19 protein-coding genes are annotated in these 18,553 nt (G+C 68.8%); 10 read left to right on the plus strand and 9 right to left on the minus strand.

Annotation, left to right across the window (positions count from 1 at the left end):
• The first annotated feature begins 241 nt into the window (after nt 1-241).
• Entirely contained in the window at nt 242-967 is a 726-nt protein-coding gene (locus ACQPYK_RS01250; RefSeq protein WP_433248837.1) for a MarR family transcriptional regulator, read from the plus strand.
• A gap of 275 nt (nt 968-1,242) precedes the next feature.
• On the opposite strand, the gene ACQPYK_RS01255 is transcribed toward ACQPYK_RS01250, so the two are convergent.
• Complete coding sequence (locus tag ACQPYK_RS01255) at nt 1,243-1,857, minus strand: MBL fold metallo-hydrolase (RefSeq protein WP_433248840.1); 615 nt, start codon at nt 1,855-1,857, stop codon at nt 1,243-1,245.
• Nucleotides 1,858-1,923: 66 nt separating this feature from the next.
• Between ACQPYK_RS01255 and ACQPYK_RS01260 the strand changes: the two genes are divergently transcribed.
• Complete coding sequence (locus ACQPYK_RS01260) at nt 1,924-2,862, plus strand: GlxA family transcriptional regulator (protein WP_433248843.1); 939 nt, start codon at nt 1,924-1,926, stop codon at nt 2,860-2,862.
• Nucleotides 2,863-2,895: 33 nt separating this feature from the next.
• Here the strand turns inward: ACQPYK_RS01260 and ACQPYK_RS01265 are convergent, their stop codons facing one another.
• The 3 genes from ACQPYK_RS01265 to ACQPYK_RS01275 all read right to left on the minus strand — a co-directional run bounded on the left by ACQPYK_RS01265 (nt 2,896) and on the right by ACQPYK_RS01275 (nt 6,042).
• Nucleotides 2,896-3,804, minus strand: coding sequence for a hypothetical protein (locus tag ACQPYK_RS01265; protein WP_433248846.1), 909 nt, complete (start codon nt 3,802-3,804; stop codon nt 2,896-2,898).
• Between the two features lie 247 nt (nt 3,805-4,051).
• A complete protein-coding gene (locus ACQPYK_RS01270; protein ID WP_433248848.1) occupies nt 4,052-5,743 on the minus strand; it encodes a CDGSH iron-sulfur domain-containing protein in 1,692 nt (563 codons plus the stop codon).
• The gene (locus ACQPYK_RS01275; protein WP_433248851.1) at nt 5,740-6,042 is read right to left on the minus strand and encodes an antibiotic biosynthesis monooxygenase family protein; all 303 of its coding nucleotides are present in this window, start codon (nt 6,040-6,042) and stop codon (nt 5,740-5,742) included. Before ACQPYK_RS01275 ends, ACQPYK_RS01270 begins: the two co-directional genes overlap by 4 nt.
• Nucleotides 6,043-6,122: 80 nt before the next feature.
• Between ACQPYK_RS01275 and ACQPYK_RS01280 the strand changes: the two genes are divergently transcribed.
• The 5 genes from ACQPYK_RS01280 (at nt 6,123) to ACQPYK_RS01300 (ending at nt 9,940) form a co-directional block, all read left to right on the plus strand.
• Nucleotides 6,123-6,731, plus strand: a complete 609-nt coding sequence (locus ACQPYK_RS01280; protein ID WP_433248854.1) for a TetR/AcrR family transcriptional regulator — start codon at nt 6,123-6,125, stop codon at nt 6,729-6,731.
• A gap of 97 nt (nt 6,732-6,828) precedes the next feature.
• Entirely contained in the window at nt 6,829-7,911 is a 1,083-nt protein-coding gene (locus ACQPYK_RS01285; protein ID WP_433248857.1) for a DUF6745 domain-containing protein, read from the plus strand.
• Between the two features lie 10 nt (nt 7,912-7,921).
• Nucleotides 7,922-8,359 carry a hypothetical protein gene (locus ACQPYK_RS01290; RefSeq protein ID WP_433248860.1) on the plus strand — a complete coding sequence of 146 codons (438 nt, stop codon included), beginning with the start codon at nt 7,922-7,924 and terminating at the stop codon, nt 8,357-8,359.
• Between the two features lie 232 nt (nt 8,360-8,591).
• Nucleotides 8,592-9,743: an FAD-dependent oxidoreductase gene (locus tag ACQPYK_RS01295; RefSeq protein ID WP_433248863.1), complete on the plus strand. Its 1,152-nt coding sequence runs from the start codon at nt 8,592-8,594 to the stop codon at nt 9,741-9,743.
• A complete protein-coding gene (locus tag ACQPYK_RS01300; RefSeq protein WP_433248866.1) occupies nt 9,713-9,940 on the plus strand; it encodes a hypothetical protein in 228 nt (75 codons plus the stop codon). Before ACQPYK_RS01295 ends, ACQPYK_RS01300 begins: the two co-directional genes overlap by 31 nt.
• On the opposite strand, the gene ACQPYK_RS01305 is transcribed toward ACQPYK_RS01300, so the two are convergent.
• The 4 genes from ACQPYK_RS01305 to ACQPYK_RS01320 all read right to left on the minus strand — a co-directional run bounded on the left by ACQPYK_RS01305 (nt 9,921) and on the right by ACQPYK_RS01320 (nt 13,751).
• Nucleotides 9,921-10,529 carry a DoxX family protein gene (locus ACQPYK_RS01305; protein ID WP_433248869.1) on the minus strand — a complete coding sequence of 203 codons (609 nt, stop codon included), beginning with the start codon at nt 10,527-10,529 and terminating at the stop codon, nt 9,921-9,923. The genes ACQPYK_RS01300 and ACQPYK_RS01305 overlap by 20 nt on opposite strands.
• Nucleotides 10,530-10,686: 157 nt before the next feature.
• Nucleotides 10,687-11,523 carry a carbohydrate ABC transporter permease gene (locus ACQPYK_RS01310; protein ID WP_433248872.1) on the minus strand — a complete coding sequence of 279 codons (837 nt, stop codon included), beginning with the start codon at nt 11,521-11,523 and terminating at the stop codon, nt 10,687-10,689.
• Complete coding sequence (locus ACQPYK_RS01315) at nt 11,517-12,410, minus strand: carbohydrate ABC transporter permease (protein WP_433248875.1); 894 nt, start codon at nt 12,408-12,410, stop codon at nt 11,517-11,519. The genes ACQPYK_RS01310 and ACQPYK_RS01315 overlap by 7 nt, the downstream gene beginning before the upstream one ends.
• Nucleotides 12,411-12,431: 21 nt before the next feature.
• On the minus strand, nt 12,432-13,751 hold the full coding sequence (locus tag ACQPYK_RS01320; RefSeq protein WP_433248878.1) for an ABC transporter substrate-binding protein: 1,320 nt from the start codon (nt 13,749-13,751) through the stop codon (nt 12,432-12,434).
• A gap of 355 nt (nt 13,752-14,106) precedes the next feature.
• Here ACQPYK_RS01320 and ACQPYK_RS01325 point away from each other — a divergent pair, with 355 nt between their 5' ends.
• The 3 genes from ACQPYK_RS01325 (at nt 14,107) to ACQPYK_RS01335 (ending at nt 17,341) form a co-directional block, all read left to right on the plus strand.
• Nucleotides 14,107-15,108 carry an SIS domain-containing protein gene (locus ACQPYK_RS01325; protein WP_433248881.1) on the plus strand — a complete coding sequence of 334 codons (1,002 nt, stop codon included), beginning with the start codon at nt 14,107-14,109 and terminating at the stop codon, nt 15,106-15,108.
• A 202-nt stretch (nt 15,109-15,310) separates the two neighbouring features.
• Nucleotides 15,311-16,222: a PfkB family carbohydrate kinase gene (locus tag ACQPYK_RS01330; RefSeq protein WP_433248884.1), complete on the plus strand. Its 912-nt coding sequence runs from the start codon at nt 15,311-15,313 to the stop codon at nt 16,220-16,222.
• A gap of 12 nt (nt 16,223-16,234) precedes the next feature.
• On the plus strand, nt 16,235-17,341 hold the full coding sequence (locus ACQPYK_RS01335) for a LacI family DNA-binding transcriptional regulator (protein ID WP_433248887.1): 1,107 nt from the start codon (nt 16,235-16,237) through the stop codon (nt 17,339-17,341).
• Between the two features lie 38 nt (nt 17,342-17,379).
• Here ACQPYK_RS01335 and ACQPYK_RS01340 read toward each other — a convergent pair whose 3' ends face one another.
• Nucleotides 17,380-18,531: an FG-GAP repeat domain-containing protein gene (locus ACQPYK_RS01340; RefSeq protein WP_433248890.1), complete on the minus strand. Its 1,152-nt coding sequence runs from the start codon at nt 18,529-18,531 to the stop codon at nt 17,380-17,382.
• Nucleotides 18,532-18,553 lie beyond the last annotated feature (22 nt).

Here is an 18,553-nt window from a genome sequence, read left to right on the forward strand (position 1 = left end):
AGCAGCCCTCGTTCGGGCGGCTCCGATCATGTCGCTTGTTTGCGAATAGCTAAAAGCTAACTTGCTTTCATAGATTCGTCAATCTAGAAAGCTATGAAAACCGTAAATTCGCAGGTCGAAGCCATCGAATCTTGCAATGATGGTGAGAGTGAATGCAAATTTGGCCTCGACTCGTTTGCAATGGAATGTCTGCGAACGCAATACTGACCACACCGAAAGACATGACACGGAGGTAAGACCGATGCCCGGAGGCAGGCTGACCCACCAGGACCGGCGGAAGATCGCCGAGGGATTGACCGAAGGACTCACCTACACCGAGATCGCCGGGGGTCTGGAGCGACCGATCTCGACCGTCACCCGGGAGGTGGCCCGCAATGGCGGCCCCGGGGGCTACCGGGCCGACCGGGCACAGCAGGCGGCCGAAGGCCGTGCGCGCCGCCGTAAGCCGACCCCGGCCCAGGTCTCGCCTACCGCGGTCGACGCGCACGGGCGCGACCCCGAGGCGGTTCACGAGCTGGAGGAGCAGTTCACCGCGATGATGGTCGGCACGGGTCTGCCGCGGATGACGGCCCGGGTGCTCACCTGCCTGTACGTCACCGACAACGGCAGCCTGACCGCCGCCGAGCTCGTCCGGCGCCTCCAGGTCAGCCCCGCCTCCATCTCCAAGGCCGTCGGCGAACTCGAACAGCAGGAGCTCATCCGGCGCGAACGTGACCCCCGCCGGCGGCGCGACCGGTATGTCATCGACGCCGACGCCTGGTTCCGCGGCTGGATGGCCAGCGCCCGCCAGAACACCATGCTGGCCGACTTCGCCCGTCAAGGCGCCCAGGTCCTCGGCGCAACCACACCCGCCGGTACCCGGATGCAGGACATCGGCCACTTCTTCGAGCACGTCGGTCAGACCATGATCCAGGCGGCCGAGGAGTGGCGGCAGGCCCATGCCGCGAAGCACACCGCGCACGGCTAGCACCGCGCACGGCTAGCACCGCGCAGAAGTTGCTCTCCTCGGAAACCACCGGTTGTGACGGCCGTCGGAACCGGTCACCTCTTCGACGTTCGCTCAGGTCGCCTCTCGCGAAAGTCCCCTCAGAACCGGTTCGAGCCTTTGTCCGGCGAGGCGGTAGGGCTGGGTACCGGCTTCGATGATGCCGCCGCCGGAGGCGAGCCGGTCGACGACGGCGGCGCGGAGGCGGAGGTCGGTGAAGGCCTTGGGCCAGCTGTTGATCTTGGCATTTCCAGGTGTCAGCGAGGGGTGGCCGCTGTCGGGGCGAAGGGCGCGCCATGGCCGGGGACGATGAGGTCGGCGATGGCCAGCACACGCTCCCGGCTGGACCGAAGGATCTGGCGGTCGATAGTGACCGGGTCGTCGGCCGGGCCGTCGGCGCGCCACCACAGGTCGCCCGCGAAGGCCACGACCCCCTCGGTGGTACCGGCCAGGAGAGTGATGTCCTCGGCGCTGTGGCCAGGGGTGGCGATCAATCTGAGCGACGGAGAGAACTCGTAGCCCTCGGCGTCCCGGTCCGTCCACTCATGGCCCCGGTAGATCGCCTTGTGGTCGTGGATCCGCGCTTGGCCGAACAGGCCGACGTTGAGGATGTTGTCGGGGTGGTGGTGGCTGAGCACCACGTCGGTGATGTCATCTGTCTTGAGACCGAGATCGGCGAGCGCGTCGGTGATCACCGACTGGCTCGCGACCATGCCGGGGTCCACCACGATTCTGAGGTCGCCCTCGGTGACGTAGGACACGGTCGCGGCCACGCCGGGTCCCGTGGAGGTCGTGTAGCCGGTGGCGAGGATATGGAAGGCGGCCGAACGGCCGCTGGGTGCGTCGGTCATGGAAACGGGTGCGTCGGTCATGGAAAGCAGTCTGACGACGACGCGACTCCCCGAACAGTGGTCACAATACCCATTATGGTGGGTTTTGTGCCAAAGTTTCGATCGGTCGCCGCCTATGCCCCGCAGGGGGTCGCCGCGCTGGGGCTGGGCATCGTGAACGAGATCTTCCGCCGCCCCGGCTTCGACTTCGCCATCTGCGCCGAGCGGCCCGGCGCGCTGCGCACCGACCTCGGCCTGCCCCTGCCGGTCGAGCACGGCCTGGACCGGCTCGCCGGCGCCGATCTGGTCCTGGCTCTGCCAGGGGTGGAGTTTCGCACCGACCCGCCGCAGGCCGTCCTTGCCGCTTTGCGCGCCGCGTACGGCAGGGGAGCGATCATCGCCGCCCACTGCGTCGGCACGTTCCTGCCGGCCGCCGCCGGGTTGCTCGACGGCCTGGAGGCGGCCACCCACTGGCGCTTCGCCGCCGACCTCGCCGCCCGCCACCCAGCCGTGCGGGTCCGTCCCGAGTCCCTCTACGTCGACCAGGACCGCATCGTCACCGGCGCGGGCGCCGTGGCGGGTATCGATCTCTGCCTCTACCTGATCCGTCGCGAGCACGGCGCCACGCGAGCCAACGCGATCGCCCGCGACCTGGTGACCACGCCCTACCGCAGTGGTGGTCAACTGCAGTACCTGCCCGCACCCGTCCCAGACGACGGCGACGACGAGCGTCTCTCCGAGGTGATCGCCTGGGCCAGGGCCGGCCTGGACCGCCGGATCTCCGTCGACGATCTCGCCGCCCGCGCCCTGATGAGCCGCCGCTCCTTCGCCCGCCGTTTCAAGGCCGCCACCGGCACGACCCCGCACGCCTGGCTGCTCGCCCAGCGCCTGAACCTCGCCGAAGAGCTCCTGGAGACCACCGATCTACCCGTCGAGAACATCGCCCATCACGTCGGCTACCGCAGCGCCGCCGTGTTCCGGGAGCAGTTCGCGCTCCGCCGCGGCGTGCCGCCCCGCGACTACCGCAGATCCTTCAGACAGCGCTGAAACCTGGAAACGGCCAGGCCACCGCCTACGAACCTAGGCGTACCAGTCTCCGGCGATCTCCTGGATCGCCTTGCCGCCCCGGGGGACGAACGCGCCGACGGTGAGGACCTGCGTGATCGACTGCGGACGGTTGAGCAGGCTGAAGACGTAGAACGAGCCGCCGTCTTCGGTGCGGAAGCCGTAGGAGGCGGTGAACGTCCCGAAACCCATGTACATGCCCTTGGAGACGCTGGCGTAGGCGCGGCGACTGTAGTTGTCTCCGGCCAGCCGGTAGCCGGACCTTCCCGCCTTCTTGTTCGTGGAGTAGTTCCAGAAGGTCATGTACTCCAGGGCGATGGCCGTGCCGTTCACCCGTGACGCGGCGGTGACGTATCCCTCGGCGTCCAGGCGCGGTGCGGGCATCCGGTGGCCGTAGTGCAGCGGGGTCTTCGCGGCCAGCTTGAAGGATTCGCCCTCCGGCCGCCAGAAGGCCAGGACGTGTGACCGGTCCTGCCCCTTGTAGGTCGCCTGGAGGATGAACCACTCCCCGCCGGGCGGCTGCTGGCGGGGCACGTAGTACGTCTGCCTGCCGGTCAACCGGATCGGCCTGCGGGCCTTGTCCTTCTCGCCGTCCTCCACGTGGCCCTGATCGATGACCACCTCGTGCCGGGTGCCGTCCCAGAACAGCTCGTCCCTCTTGGACGAGTCATCCCACCAGTCGCGATCCTTGATCGTTCTGTTGTGCTCGGCCACCCAGGAGGCCGCGGCCTTCTTGGCGTCGGAGACGGTGAGCCGGACACGCTCGGCCGGCGGGGAGGGCGAGGGCGTCGGTATGGACGCCGAGGCGGACGGGGCGGGGGAGATCGGCCCGGGCGGGGCGGTCGGCTGGGCGAAGGGGCCGGGAACGAGGCCGCAACCGGTGAGGCTTGCCGCCAGGGCGGCGATGAGCGGCACCTTTCGCATGGTGTCTATCCCTTTCGCCGTATTGCCACAAATGTCAGTCAAAGACCGTACTGGACATCCTGGCGGGCATCGTCTCAATCCGAAGGCGGGTCCTCGATCGCGGTCGTCCGCGCGAAGCGACTCGTCGGCGCGGTCGAGCAGCGCGCGGCGTTCGGGGATGAGCTCGACCTGTTGAGGATCATTGAGCGCCGAACGCGCCGGGGGCTTCGGCCAGGCTGCGGTATGGCCGATGCCCCCGGCGCGTCGTTCATGGTCGGGTCCCCTCGGTGATCCAGCGGGCGAAGAGGTCGACGTGCTCGGCGGGCCAGGCGCCGTCGCAGGGCATGGTGCCCTGGCGGAGCCGGTCCAGGATGGCATCGGCGTGCCGGGTGACGTCCTCGTGCGACCACAGGTCGAAGACGAAGCTCATCGACTTGCGGTCCATCTCGCGGAACAGCGGCTTGACGTGCTCGGCGAAACCGACCGGCTCGTCCGATGCGGGGATCTGCACCTGCGGCTTTTCCTCGGGAGTGGCGAGGGCGGAGACGCGGGAGCCGGGCTTGGCCTCGCACACCCACCACCACTGCGGCACCGGCATGTTCGATGGCGGTGTCGCGCCGGGCTGGGAGTTCTCCACCGCGATTCGGGAACCCCACTCGATGTAGCCGGCGAACGCGGCGCGGAACTCGGGGTCGGTGGGCAGTCCGGCGTCGTCGGCGGCCCGTCCGATGAGCTGCGCCCATCGGGCTCGCCACTGCTCGCTCAGCGTCTTGCCGGCGTGCTCGGCGACCATGTGGTTGTAGCCGCCGTACTGCTCGGTGTAGAGCTTGGGGCCGCCGAAGGTCTCGGTGAGCCAGGCGGCGACGCGCTGGGGATGGTCCGGTGACATCCGGGCGAACAGCGGTGCGAGCAGGTCGTCCTGCGGGACGTACTTCTCGTAGAAGATCTGCGTCATCCGCGTCAGCGCGGGCAGCCCGCCGGCCCATTCGAAGAGCGACGGCTCGTCGGAGGGCGGCGGGTCGGCGAAGCCGACGTAGTAGTGCATGCCGCTGCAGAACGGCTTGTTGCGGGAATGGCCGCACCGGCACAGGCTGTAGTGCTCCCTGGGCACGTCGCCGTCGAGCGGGATGCCGCCGGTGACCCGGTACGGGCCGTCCTTGGACACCTCGATCGCGGGTTCGCGTTCCGGGTCGGGGGCCTTCTTGCCGTCGACCGCATATCCGAGGGCGCCGGACGGGCAGGCTCGCACGGCACGGATGATCTCGTCGGCCCGGCCGCCGCTGGGCGCCACGAAGGGTTCCTTGTCCACTCGGAACACGGTGGACAGCCGGTCGGTGCACATGCCCGAGTGGGCGCACACGCCGCGGTTGTCCAGCACGGTGACCTGCACGCCCTCGTAGGAGTCCTGCTGGTCGGGCACCCGGGCGGGGTCCTTGGCGCCGCTGAATCCGACGCGGGCGTGGCTGCCGTCGCACAACGGTTTCGTCGTGGACTGGCCGCATCGGCACAGGGCCATCTGGGGGAACGTCGAGACGGTCTCCCCCAGCCAGTTGATGATCTTCGAGGGGTTGGTGACGAGGTACGGGCCGTCGACCGCGACGTCGATCCGCGTTTCGAGGCCGGACTGGATTTCCGCCAGCTCCGCGATCCGGGCGGCCAGGGAGTCGGCGTCCTCGGCGAAGAGGCAGGCCAGGTGCTGCAACGCGGCGGTCGCCTCGATCAAGCCCTCCGGAGCGCCGGGCTGGACACGCAGCCGGGTCGCGTCCTTGGCCAGCTCCCACAGGCGGTCCGCGGGCGAGCCGGTCTCGATGATCTCCGGCTCCGGCTCGGCGAGGGCTTCGGCGACGGCCGCGGTCAGCGGCCGGATCACCGTTTCGGCCAGCGGCTCGCCGGGCGCCAGGTCGCGGTCGAGCAGCCGTGCCCGTGTCAGGAGCTCGGCCATGCCGATCGTCACGCTCATCGACGTGCTCCGAACCGGACGGTGTAGTGCTTCATCTCCTGGATCTGTGCGAAGAAGGGCTTGACCGCGGTGAAGAACTCACCGAACCGGGCGCTGCGGCGAAAGCCCTGCTCGTGTCCTTCCACCGAGTCCCATTCGATCCTGACGGTGTAGTGCTCGGGCTCCTCGACGCCCTGGGCGATCTCATAGGCCAGGCAATGCGGGTCTTCGTCCAGGACGCCCGACGCGGCCTTGTACGCCTGTTCGAAGTCGGCCGAGCGTTCGGCGGGGACGGTGTATCTGATGTATTCGACGACCACGGTGAACCTCTTCAGTAAAGTTGGAGGTAGACGAGCTTTCATTACATTGCAGCATTGTAATGGAATTTGAAGGTGAGATCATGATGCAAAGGACCGGGCGGGCGCGGGATGCCTCGATCGACGACCGCATCCTGGCCGTCGCCCGACGGCACCTGTCGGTCTACGGGTACGCGCGGATGTCGCTGGCCGCGGTCGCACAGGAAGCGGGCACCACCCGTCCGGCTCTGTACCGCAGGTGGCCGGGCAAGGCCGAGCTCGCCGCCGCGGCGGTGGCCACGCTGGAGGAGCAGGGGCAGGGCGTGCCCACCGGCGATCCGTTCGCCGACCTGGTCGCCGAGCTCGCCGATTTCCAGCGAGGGGTCTCCACGCCGGGCAGGATGTCGCTGGTCGGCACCATGCTGCAGGACACCACCACCCCCGACGTGCTCGCCCGCTACCGTGCGCGCGTGATCGATCCCCGGCGTCGACGCCTGCGCGCCATCCTCGACACGGCCGTGCGGATGGGGCTCATCGACGCCGACGCCGACCTGGAGATCGCCGTCACCCTGTGCACGGGCAGCTGGTACGCCCGCGCCCTCGCCAAGGACCAGCCGCCGGAGCGGTGGCCGCGGCGCACCGCCTTACTGGTGTGGCGAGCCGTCGGCGGCCGGCACCCGGGCGGCGCCGAAGGCGAGCCGGCCGCGGACTGAATCCGCCCGGCGACGGCACCCGCGATGGACACGCGCCGCGTCGATCTGCCAGTATTTCGGACATGATCATAGGAAAGGACGACGCCACCTCCATCCGGTGAGCGTTCTCGTGCAGCGGGAAGCTGCCGAAATTCGTGAAGAATGGCTGGGCCGGGCGTTGTCGACGCTGCCCGCCGACCGTCCGGCCGCAGAGGCCGCCATCTCCGAGCTGTATCGCCTGATCGGGCTTGATCCACCGCGGTTCCACTGGGCCTCCTCGCCTGTCGCGGCCCTGACGACCGTCCCGCCGGGGGTGCGTCTGCGGCCTTCGGAGGCCGTCGACCGCATGTCCGAATGGCCGCTGCCACCCCGGTTCTCCTCGTTGATGAGGCAGCTGTGCCGCGAACTCGACGCCCGGGTCAGATGGGTTCATCAGCCGATGGACCGGCTGATCCGCCAGAAGGTCCGCGGCTCGCTCTCGCGATCCGTCAACGACTCGCTTCTCGTCTCGGTCCAGACGGCGCATGACTCGTCCTACCGCCTGAGGAACGACTGGTACGGGACGCTGAGCGTCTCCTGGCTCGCCCACTACGACGCCCTCCGCCGGGCGGCCGGCGTGGTCTTCACTCCCGAGCAGACCCGCCGGCTCGATCTGTGGACGACGGCGGCCCGATCGTGCGGCTGGTGGTGGCCTCGTGAGGACGTGTGCGTCATCGCCGAGCGGCCCATCGCCATGCGCACGGAGGTGTGGGGCGACGACGGCGAAGTGCGACTGCACCGTGCGGACGGCCCCGCGGTGCGTTACGCGGACGGGTGGGAGGTGCACTCCTGGCACGGGACGCGGGTGCCCTCCTGGGTGATCACGGACCCGAGCGTCCAGCGGATCGCGCGGGAGACCAACGTCGAGGTCAGGCGATGCGCGATCGAGCACGTGGGCTGGACGTCCTACATCGAACAGGCCGGGCTGCGGCTGGTCGCCTCCGCGCCCGACCCCGGCAATCCCGGCTCGGAACTGCGGCTTTTCGACATGCGGCAGGAGACCAGGGTGCTCGTCGCGGTCAACGGGTCCGTCGAACGCGACGGGCGCCGCCGCCGATACGGGCTGACCGTGCCGGGCTTCCTCGACGACCCGATCGCCGCCGCCGGCTGGACCTACGGGTTGTCCGCCGCGCAGTACTCCCTTCTCGTCCGCCGAACCTGAGGTGACTCACATGACCGTTACTCTCGCTTCACTGTCCCGGCAGACCGGGCTCGCCGTGCTCGACCACCTCGAACGGTCGGTGAGCGTCCCCGTCGTCGACGGGCTCCAGGCCCAGGGCGACCTCATCGTCATCCCGCTGCCCGTCATCGCGTCGTCCGTGAGCCCCCGGCCCGACGCCGGCTGGACGGACGTGCCCCCCGAGGGCGTCGAACTGCTCCGCGGCGCGGCCGGGGGCAACCCGCACACGCTCGTCGCCGACCCGGCCACCTGCCGGTGGACGACCGACGTGTCGGACTCCGACGGGCTGGCGATCGGCGTCTTCGTGACCTCGGCCGTCGTCTACCTGCTGCATCCCGAGCACGGAGCCACGGGCTGCACGCCGGGTGCCTACGCCGTCCGGCGGCAGCGCGAGCACGAAGGCCGCAGGGCGCGCCTCGTGGCCGACTGATTCCGGCATGCCCGCCGGGGCTTCTCCGAAGCCCCGGCGGCCCTGACCGAATTCGACAAGGCGCCCGCCCTTCCCCGAGATCAGAGGATCAGCGGAAGGTCGTCCGCTTCGACGGAGGTCAGGGCGGAGCCGTGGCCGTCAGAGCACCCCGGTCAGATGACTGATTCCTCGTTTTCGGCGGCTTCCTAGTGTGGCGGAGGTCGGAATCACTCTTGTCTCGGTGGAGGAAGCCATGCCGTTCCATGTCCTGGTCATCGGCGGTGGCATCGGCGGGCTCACGTTCGCCCAGGGTCTGCGCAAGTCGGGTGTCAGCGTCGCGCTCTACGAGCGTGACCGTGCCAAGGGCGACAGGTTGCAGGGCTACCGCATCCACATCACGCCCAAGGGCTGCCGAGCCCTGCACGACTGCCTGCCGCCCGAGCTGTACGACCGGTTCGTCGCCACGTCGGGCAAGCCCAACACCACGCTCGGCTTCTACGACGACCGGCTGCGCGAGCTGCTGGTCATAGGCGACGAGAACGCCCCCGAGCACTACATCGACAGCTTCAAGTCCGTCAGCCGCATCTCGTTGCGCGAGGTCCTGCTGTCCGGTCTCGACGACGTCGTCAACTACGGCAAGACGTTCACCAGGTATGAGCAGCTGCCGGGCGGGCGGGTGCGTGCGCATTTCGAGGACGGCACACACGCCGACGGTGACCTGCTCGTGGCCGCGGACGGCGTCGGCTCCCGGGTGCGCAAGCAGCTCCTGCCGCATGCGGAACGGCAGGACACCGGCGCCCTGTCGGTGTCGGCCAAGGTGCCGCTCGACGACGAGACACGTAGCCTGCTGCCACCGCAGCTGTTCGCCGGCTCCGGCTTCCTGTTCGGGCCACAGGGCAAGACGGTGTTCCTGGCCGCGCACGAGTTCCGCTCCCGAAGCTCGGTCGCCCGCAAGCCGGAAGCCGGCCTGCTCATGGACAACGCCGCCGACTACATCATGTGGAACATCGTCACCACATGGGAGCGGCTCGGCGACAGGGACAAGCTGGAGCGCATGGACGGCGCCGAGCTGCAGCAGGTCGCTTTCGAGGCGACCGAGGGCTGGACCCCGCAGTTGCGCAAGCTGATCGCGCGCAGCGACCTCGACAGCATCTCGATCTTCCCGCTGAAGACCTCGACCCCGGTCAAGGGCTGGGAGACCGGCAACGTCACGCTCATCGGCGACGCGATCCACAACATGCCCCCGACCGCGGGCGTGGGCGCGAACACCGCGATCCTCGACGCGCAGCTGTTGTCCCGCAACCTCATCGAGTACGCCGGGGGCAGGATGTCCCTGGCGGAAGCCGTCGGCGGCTCCCGGAGGGGACGGTACCCGTGCGCATCGCGGGTGGGGCTGCGCCGGTGAGCTTCCGCTGCCCGTCCGGTGTCCCCGTACGGCTCACCGTCATCGGCGGCGGAACCGGCCTCGTCTTCGGTGACCAGAGCTTCGACATGGTCGGCCGCCAGGCGATGCTGGTCGGTCCCGGCTACGAGGAGAGTGCCGGCCGCTACGACATCCTGGTCACCGGCGGCGCGGACGCTCTTACCGTGGAGGGGTGGTAGCGGTCCCGGGGGCGACTTTCCCGGCAGCGCGGCGACCTCGGTGCCTGTGCGCCGACGTCGCCGTGGCGGAGCCGCCGAGACGAGGCCGCGGCGAACCCGGCGCGTGCCGGGCCGTCGTGGCGCCGGCCGACCGGGCCACCCAGAGCGCGACGGCGATGTACAGCAGCTGTTCCGGGATCCTGAACCACAGGGGCGTCGCCTCGTCGCCGTTGAACCGCACGTCGGTGACCGCGGCGTAGACGTTGGCCGGCAGCAGCAGCGCGAAGAGCGCCGCAAGGCAGATCCCGGCGGCCCGGCGGGTGGCGGACAGGACCAGCCCCGCGGCGCCGAGCAGCTCCAGAACCCCGCTCACGTAGACCATGACATCGGGATACGGCACGAATGACGGCACCATGCGCGCCAGATCGGCGTGGTTGGGCATGACCGTGACACTCGCGGGGACGAAATGCGCGCTGGCGGTGACGACGAGCATGACCGCCATCGCGTGTGCCGCGCCGGCCGTCCAGGTGGCGAACCGGCCTGCGCCGAGCGCGCCCAGCAGGCGGAAGCCCAGCAGGGCGACCGTGAGAACGATGACGATGTCGAACATGACTTCCCACCAATGGATAGTCTCGCTATCTAAGTACTAGATAGCGAGACTATCCAGTCGATGGGCGAAGAGCAAGGCCCGGTTCTCCCACCGGAGCGACCGCCTCGTGGCGACGGAGACGGTCATCGGGACTCCTGACGGGGGAGGCGGGTCACGGTCACTTTCCGATCCCGTCGGCGAGGCCCTTGACGATGTAGCGCTGGCCGAAGAAGAACAGCAGTACCACCGGAAGGGCCGCGATCACCATGCCGGCGAAGACGACGGGGAACTCGGTGCCGTGCTTGCTCATCAGGCTCGTCAGGCCCACCGGGAGGGGCTGCACGCCGCTGCCGCTGGTGAAGACCATCGCGAAGAGGTATTCGTTCCAGGCGAAGAGGACGTGCAGCAGGACCGTCGAGGTGATGATCGGCTTGCACATGGGCAGGATGATCCGCCAGAAGGCCGTCCAGCGGCCGGCGCCGTCCACGTCGGCTGCCTCGTCGACCTCGCGCGGAAGATCGAGCATGTAGGCGCGGAGGAGGAAGGTGGTGAAGGGGACGCGGAAGGCGGTGTAGAGGATGAGCAGCGCCCAGAAGCTGTTGTACAGCCCCATCGCCTGGAACATCTTCACCAGGGGGACGAGCGCCACGGTGGGGGCGAGCATGAGCCCGCCGAGGATCACCGAGGTGATCACCTTGTTGAACGGGATGTTCACGCGGGTCAGGCCGTAGGCCGCCCAGGCGCTGACGAACACGGTGGCGACCGTCGACGTCACCGTGACGAGCACGCTGGTGGTGAGGTAGTCGCTCACCCCGCGGTTCCACGCCTTGCGGTAGTTGTCGAAGCTCCAGTCGACGGGGAGGGCGAAGGGGTCGCCGAAGAGCTCGGCGTTGGTCTTGAACCCGTTGAGCACCATCCACAGCAGCGGATAGAGCACGACCACCGCGAGCCCGAGGAGGAAGACCCACATGAACACGCGTGCGATCACACCGAGAAAGCTCAGGCGACTCACCATTCCACCCTTCTCCTGCGGGTGACCCACAGCTGCGCCAGGGCGATGCCGAGCGTGATCACGAAGAGCACTGTCGCGATCGCGGCGGCGTAGCCGAAGTTGTTGCGTACGAACCCGCTGCGATACAGCCAGGTCCCCAGCACCTGGGTCGAGTTGTCGGGCCCGCCGCTGGTCATCACCATGACCTCGTTGAACACCTGGAACGAGCCCGAGATGGTGACCATCGTCATGAGGCTGGTCATCTCGCGCACCAGGGGGACCGTCACGTGGACGAAGCGGCGGATCGGTCCGGTGCCGTCGATGGCCGCCGCGCCGTAGATCTCCGAGGGGATGCGCTGGATCGCGACGGCGAACAGCAGGGTGGAGTATCCGAAACCCTGCCACTGGCTCATCGCGATGATCGCGTCCATCGCGGTGCTCTCCTGGCCCAGCCACGACTGGCCGAACCGCCCGAGCCCGACCGCGTCGAGCGCGTGGTTGAGCAGGCCCAGGTTGGGCTCGTAGATGAAGTAGAAGAGCAGACCGGCGACGGTCAGCGAGATCGCCGAGGGGATGAAGTAGATCGCCCGGAGGCTGCGCCGCCACCGCTCGCTGCGGATGCTCTCGATGAGCGCGGCGAGCAGGAGCGCGCCGAACACCTGGAACGCGATCGAGATCACCGCGTACAGCAGGTTGTTGCCGAACGACGACCAGAAGATCGGGTCGTCGAGGAGCTTGCGGTAGTTGTCGAACCCGACGTACTCCTGGCTTCCGCTGTAGATGTCCCACTTGAGGGTGCTGAACCCGAAGTTCTGCACGAGCGGGAGGTAGACGAACACCCCGACCAGCACGAGGGCGGGGACGACCCACGCGAGCCCGAGTGCCCTTTGGAAGATGGTGCGCACCGGCATGCTCTCCTTCGGCCGTGCGGGCTACTTGGCCGACGCCGAGGCCCGGCGCACGCTTTCGAGCACCTTCTCGGGGGTCGTGCCGCCGCTGACGACGGCCTCCCCACCGGCCAGCCACGCGTCGGCGACCTCGGGCACCGTCACGGTGTCCAGCCAGATCGCCAGCTGGGAGGCGTGGTTGACCGCCTCGATGCCCTCGAACACCGCCTTGCTCGACGTCTCGGGCGTGACGGCGCCGACGACCGTGCTGGGCTGGCCGTACGGCGGGGCGGAGAGCTTCTTGGCGTTGCCGAGGCCGGTGGCGAACTTCATGAAGTCGATGGCCAGTGCCGCGCGCGGCGACTTGGCGTTGACGAGGTATCCCTCGGGCGCCCCCTCGATGACCTTGGGGTCGCCTCCGGCGCCCTCGGGGACCGGCAGCGGGAAGATGCCGAAGTCGTCGGGCTTGAGCCCGCGCCCGGTGGTCGCGTTGTCGAACTCCAGGACCTCCTGGTAGTACATCGCGGCCTTGCCGCTGGCGAACGCCTCCTGCGCCGAGGTGTACAGCACGCCGTTGGTGCCGCTGCCGGTGTCGGTGCACTTGTCGACGAGGGTCTTGAACTGCTTGAGCGCGGTGACGTAGCCGGGGTGGTCGAGTGTGGCCGTCGCGGGGCGGAAGTCGGCCTGGAGGGTGGCGTTCGGCACGGTGTAGGCGAACAGCTGCTGCAGGTAGTGCAGGGCGGGCCAGCCGTCCTTGTTGCCGAAGGCGACGGGCTCGTATCCCGCCTTGCGCAACGCGGGGCAGCTGCTGACGAGCTCCTCGAAGGTGGTGGGCACCTTGATCCCGGCCTTGTCGAACGCGGCCTTGTTGTAGCCCATGAACTTGCCGTTGTTGTAGAGGGGGATCCCGTAGTAGTGGCCGTCGTAGGCGAAGGCGGAAAGTGACGCCTTGCTGAAGGTCCGTCCCCACGGGGTGTCGGGGCCGATCACCTTGGTGAGGTCGGCCGCGCGGCCACCGCGCACGAAGTTCTCCGCCCAGTTGCCGGTCCAGGTGAAGTAGATGTCCGGAAGGGCGTCCGAGGCGGTCAGGGTCTTGGTCTTGTCCTTGATGCTCTGATCGGTCTCCTGGATGAGCTCGATCTTCACCTCGGGGTGCGTCCGCCTGTACTCGGCGGCGAGGTTCTCGAAGTAGGAGCTGAGGGGATCGCCGGCGAACTTGGTGAGGATGCTCAGCGTGCCGGAGAACTCCGGCTTGGCGGCGATGTCGGATGCGGGGGCGTTCGCCGGCCCGCCGGAGCAGCCGGCGAGGGTGAGCACCGAGGTCCCGGCGACTACCGCGAACGTCGTCAGTGCGCGAGGGCGCATGGGCTTCCTTTCTCTCGGGGTCTCTCGGGGAGACTCGGGGTCTCCCGGGGGAGGGGACCGCCGGTGCGGTGGCACCTCAGATCCGCCGTGGGGTGTCCCTGACAGGAACCGCTTGGTGTGGGCTGACTGTACAGATGAACTGATACCGGTACCAGGCCTGAAACCAAGATCTTATTTTTTGTGACCTTATGTGACGTTCCTCGAAGGTCAACTAGCAGGCCAAGCCAGGAAATGTCCTTGTTGACGAGTGGGGTGTTGACGTCGCTCGTCTGTTGTGTCAGCGTGATCCCCGCGTGATACCGGTATCAGGCCGCAGGGCGGCGCCGGCCGCAAGCATTCCCGAAAGGACGCGAAGATGCTCGGATTCAACGAGCCGGAATTCCTCTCGCAGATAGCGAGCGCGGTGGCATTGCGCCCCCAGATCGAAGAGCTCGTCGATCGCCTCGTGGACGAGGGGTTCGACAACATCCTCCTCATCGGCGCCGGTGGCACCTACGCCCAGATGTGGCCGTATGAGCACCTCGCCCGGCGTGGCTCCACCCTCGACGTGCGCGCCGTGATCGCGGCGGAACTGATCGTCTCGGGCGACGCGACCCTCGGCGAGCGCTCGGTGGCGATCTTCACCTCGGTCTCGGGCACGACCGACGACAGCATCCGCGCCATCGAGTACTGCAGGTCCAAGGGCGCCTACACGATCGGCTTCACCGGCTACCCCGAGTCGCCCATCGCCCAGAGCGTCGACGTCGCCCTCATCACGGAGCCGAAGACCTGGCCCTTCGACATGCAGCTGCTGCTCTTCATGGGCCGGTTGCTCTCGCGCAGGGGCGAGTTCGACGGCTACGAGAAGTTCGCCGACGAGTTCGCCGACCTCCCGCGGATCCTCGTCGAGGTGGCGAAGCAGGCCGAGCCCGCGGCGTCCGCCTTCGCCGAGGCCCACAAGGACACCGACTACCACTTCCTCATCGGCGGCGGGAACCTGTGGGGATTCACCTACCTGTACTCCATGTGCATCCTTGAGGAGATGCAGTGGCTGCGCACCACCAGGGTGCACAGCGCCGAGTTCTTCCACGGGTCCCTCGAACTCATCGAGGAGGACACGAGCGTGATCATCTTCCAGGGTGAGGACGAGACGCGCCCTCTCACCGACCGCGCCGAATCCTTCGCCAAGCGCATCTCGAAGGACGTCACCGTCTTCGACACCCGCGACTACCCGATGGTGGGGATCAGCCCGGAGTTCCGCGGCCTCCTCGCGCCGATCGTGCTCGACACCGTGATGGGCCGCGTCAGCAAGCACCTCGAACGAGTGCGCGACCACTCGCTCGACCTGCGCCGCTACTACCGCGTCATGGACTACTGAGCACCACCGCGTCACGGACCGCTGAGCCCTGCCCCCGCCCAGGGGATCCCCCGGGCGGGGCGCCCCACGTGCGGCCTTCGGCGACCGCGTTCCCGCACGTGCCACAACCGACCGTCCGCGTACGCCGGCGCCACCGCGGCGCCCGCGCACCCTCCCGGGCCCCTCTTCGGTGGCGTACGGGGTCCGCGCACAGGAGAAACCTATGAGAGTCCTCGGCTTCGGCGACAACATCGTCGACCGATTCGTCGACCGCGGCATCGACTACCCGGGCGGCAACAGCGTGAACGTCGCCGTCTACGTCCGCCGTCTCGGCCTCGAAGCCGTCTACCTCGGGGTCTTCGGCGACGACGATCTCGGCCGCTTCCTGGTCGAGTCGATCGTCGCCCAGGGAGTCGCCGTCGACCGCTGCGTCGTACGGGCCGGCGAGACCGGCGTCTCCACCCTGCGCGTCGACGACGGCGACCGCGTCTTCCTCGGCTGGAACGGCGGCGGAGTCACGGTACGAGAGCCGCTCGTGCTCGACGACGGGCTGCTCGAATACGTTTCGTCCTTCGACCTGGTGCATTCGAGCGTCTACTCCGGCAGCGAGAGCGAGCTGCCGAAGCTGGCCGGGCTCGGCACGCTGGTGAGCTTCGACCTCTCCAGCGAGGAGGAGTTCCGTACCCCTTCCTACCTCGACCGCGTCTGCCCGCACGCCGATCTGGTGTTGCTGTCATGCTCCCACCTGGACGAGGCCGCCACCCGCGAGCTCCTGGCCGAGACCGTACGGCGGGGCGCGCGGCTCGCGCTCGCCACCCGCGGTGTGGCCGGAGCGATCGCGTACGACGGCCACGTCACCGTCACGGCTCCGGCGCGCCGTGTGGAGGACCCGCGTGAGATCATCGACACGATGGGCTGTGGTGACGCCTTCCTCGCCGGGTTCGCGGTCTCGTTGCTGCGCGACGGCTGGTCGGCGGACACGCCGCCACGGCGTCAGATGATCGAGCACGCCCTGCGCGAAGGCGCGGAGACGGCCTACGGGCAATGTCTCGTCGAAGGCGCGTTCGGCTGTGGCCGGCCCACCGGACGACCGGTCGTGGCTAGCATGTTGCGAGCCTCCGAATCCGAGAAATGAGGGACGCCATCCATGCCAGCTGACCGGGGGCAGGCGGCGGGAGCGCCGACGATCTCCGAGGTGGCCGCCGAGGCCGGTGTCGGTCGTGCGACCGCGGCCCGCACGCTCGGTGGGTATGGGTATGTCAGTCCGGAATTGCGGGAGCGGGTGCTCGCGGCGGCCGAGAAGCTCGGCTACCGCGCGAACGCGCTGGCACGCAGCATGTCGACGGGTGTGAGCCACACCCTCGGGGTGATCGTCGCCGACATCGGCAACCCCTTCTTCGCCGGCGTGGTGCGCGGGATCTCCGACACCTCCCGTGCCCGGGGCTTCGACACGATCGTGCTGAGCACCTACGAGAACCTCGAAGAGGAGGTCGCGGCGACGAACGTGCTCATCGACAAGCGCGTCGACGGCGTCATCATCGCCTCGGCCGCGGTCGGCCGCGGTGAGGTCGCGCACATCAGGGCGGCGATGGACCGGGGCATCCCCGTGGTGCTCGTCGACCGCGCGGTCGCGTCGCTCGACCTCGACGCGGTCGTCATCGACAACCGCGAGGCGGCCCGGGAGGCGGTCGAGACGCTCATCGCGGCAGGGCATCGCCGCATCGGGTTCGTGTGGGGGCCGCCGGCGGCGCAGCAGCCCGCGACCCGGCGCGGTCTGCTGGCCGAGGCGTCCCGCAACCTGTGGACCGACGGAGAGCGCCTGCGCGGATACCTCGACGCGCTCGACGACGCGCGCATCCCCTTCGACCCCGAGCTGGTGATGGTCGGGCGCAAGACCGAGGAGCGGGTGACCGGGGAGGTCGCCCGCATGCTCGCCCTCCCCGACCGGATAACCGCGGTGTTCTGCACCGAGACGGACGCGGTGACGGGAGCCCTGCGCGCCCTGCGGGCGGCGGGGCTCTCCTGCCCGCGCGACATCGCGCTGATCGGTTTCGACGACAGCTCGTGGGCCGCGGTCATGGAGCCGCCCCTGACGATGATCGAGCAGCCCGTGCACCAGCTCGGCGCGAAGGCGGCGGAGGTGCTTCTGGACACCCTTGAGGGTGCCGAGCCCCGCCGCGAGAGGCACACCCTCCGCTCACGCCTCATCGTGCGCTCCTCGGTCGCCCCGCCGCCCGGCCCCGGAGCGTCGTAACGCCGGGGCCGGGCGAGGGCCGTCAGACCGGGTAGCCGTCAGGCCGGGTAGTAGGTCGGCTTCTGGAAGGTGCCGTCGCCGTTGCCCAGGTGCAGGGAGATGGTGCCGGAACCGGTGTTGCCCATGACGGCGTCGATCTTCCCGTCACCGTTGAAGTCTTCGAGGAGCGGGGTGGACAGCGGGACGAGCCCGGAGAAGTAGGTGCGGGAGGGCTTGAAGGTGCCGTTGCCGGCGCCGAGCAGGATCGAGAAGCTGCCGGTGCCACCGCTGGCGACGGCCATGTCGAGCTCCTGGTCGCCGTTGATGTCGGCGAGGTCGAAGCACTGGGGGAGAAGGCCCGTGGGGTAGCTCTTGGCGCTGCCGAAGGTGCCGGAGCCGGTGTTGAGCCTGATGGAGACGGTGCTGGTGGCCAGGTTGGAGAACAGGACGTCGGGCTTGCCGTCGCGGTTGACGTCGGTCGCGTCGCCGTACCAGGCGGTGAAGCCGCCCTCGCCGGTGGTCTCCGGGGGCGAGAAGGTGCCGTCGCCCCGGCCGCGGAAGATCTGGGTGGTGCTGTTGACGTAGTTGCCGCGGAGCAGGTCGAGATGGCCGTCCCCGTCGAAGTCCGCGGTGTCGGCCGACCCGGTGCCGACGCCCAGGTCGGTGAACAGCGGGACGGCCCTGGCGAAGGTGCCGTCGCCCTTGCCGAGAAGGACGGACATCGTCGGCTCCTGGTTGGAGGTGGCCAGGTCGACGTTGCCGTCCTCGTTGAAGTCGCCGACGGCCATCGCGCCGGGGCCGATGCCGGTCGGGTAGTTGACCGAGTTGAGGAAGGTGCCGTCGCCGCGTCCGATCAGGATGGAGACGTTGTGCGTGGTCAGGTTGGTGACGGCGAGGTCGAGGTCACCGTCGTTGTTGAAGTCCTCGATGCCGACGTAGTCCGCCTGACCGCCGGTGAGGTAGCGGACGGCGGGCTGGAAGCCGCCCCCGGCCTTGCCGAGGAAGACCGACACCGAGGCGCCAAGGAGGAAGTTGCTGATCGCGACGTCCGGGTGACCGTCCTTGTTGAGGTCGGCGACCTCGGGGACGGCGGGGCCGGCCAGGATGGAGGGGATGAGGTCGGCGGAGGCGGGAGTGCTGACCGCGAATGCGGAGGCGCTCGCCATTGCGAGGCAGGCGACCGCGGCTACGACGAACTTGGAAGAGGGCATCCGTCCTACCTAAGTTTTCATG

Source organism: Streptosporangium sp. CA-135522, assembly GCF_050949235.1.
Taxonomy (GTDB): Bacteria; Actinomycetota; Actinomycetes; order Streptosporangiales; family Streptosporangiaceae; genus Streptosporangium.